Origin of the sequence: Streptomyces sp. NPDC002130, assembly GCF_040296465.1 — a bacterium.
Taxonomy (GTDB): Bacteria; Actinomycetota; Actinomycetes; order Streptomycetales; family Streptomycetaceae; genus Streptomyces.
This window is the reverse complement of sequence record NZ_JBEOXI010001330.1, coordinates 1-1,003: the sequence shown is the minus strand read 5'-3', so window position 1 is coordinate 1,003 and position 1,003 is coordinate 1. Positions and strand designations below refer to the sequence as shown.

Below are 1,003 nucleotides of genomic sequence, written 5' to 3'. Positions count from 1 at the left end.
GGCCGAACTCGTCCGGGCGACCCAGCCGTGAGGGGTTGGGAACCGAGGCTTCGAGGGCCGTGCGCACGTCTTCGCGCAGGCGCGCCAGCAGGGGAGTGTCCATGATGCCGGGAGCAATGGTGTTGACGCGGATTCCGCGGCTGGCGAGATCGCGGGCAGCGGTGACCGTCATACCGACGATGCCGGCTTTGGACGCTGTGTAGTTGATCTGACCGATCTGACCTTCGAATGCTGCGACCGACGCCGTCATGATGACGGCACCTCGCTCACCGTCCACGGCGTCGAGTTCCGCCATCCGTTCGGCGCCGAGACGGAGTGCGTTGAACGAACCGACAAGATTCAGCTTGACGACGAACTCGAAATCTTCGACCGATCCGGCTTTTCCGTCCTTGTCGAGAATGCGCATGCGACGTCCGGCACCCGCGCAGTGGACGACGCCGCGAAGGCCGCCGCGCTCGTGCGCCGCGTCGAGTGCTTCGGCGAACTGTTCGCTGTCGGTGACGTCGGCCGGGGCGAATTGTGCGGCAGCTCCGAGATCGGCCGCCACCTGCTTACCGTCGGACGAAGGCAGATCGATCAATGTGACCTGCGCTCCGGCGTCGAGCAGTCGTCGAGCGGTAGCCAGGCCGAGACCTGAAGCGCCGCCGGTGATCGCGGTGGAAAGTCCCTCGAGTTTCATGAATCAATTCTTCTTTCCTGCTGGATGACGTGTCGGCCCGAAAGCGTTGTCGGGTCAGATCAATTCGAGAATGGTCGCATTGGCCATGCCGCCGGCCTCGCACATCGACTGGAGTCCGTATCGAATTCCGTTGTCGCGCATGTGATGTGCCAGGCGAGTCATCAAGATCGCGCCGGATCCGCCGAGTGGGTGGCCGACCGCGACAGCGCCGCCGAGAGGATTCACACGATCGATGGCTGCGCCGGTTTCAGCCTGGGAGCCGACGGACCAGGGGGCGGCGTGGACGTATTCGCCGCTGTTGGTGACCCGGACCGAGTGGTGGAC

Annotated in this window: 1 protein-coding gene and 1 pseudogene; both read right to left on the bottom strand. The window is 64.5% G+C overall.

What is annotated here, in order from left to right; translation table 11 throughout:
• Positions 1-679, bottom strand: a 679-nt coding sequence (locus tag ABT116_RS50720) for an SDR family NAD(P)-dependent oxidoreductase (RefSeq protein WP_351648729.1), incomplete at its 3' end; no start/stop codon positions are given.
• Positions 680-733: 54 nt separating this feature from the next.
• Positions 734-1,003: pseudogene (locus ABT116_RS50715) on the bottom strand (hypothetical protein); the annotation flags it as partial.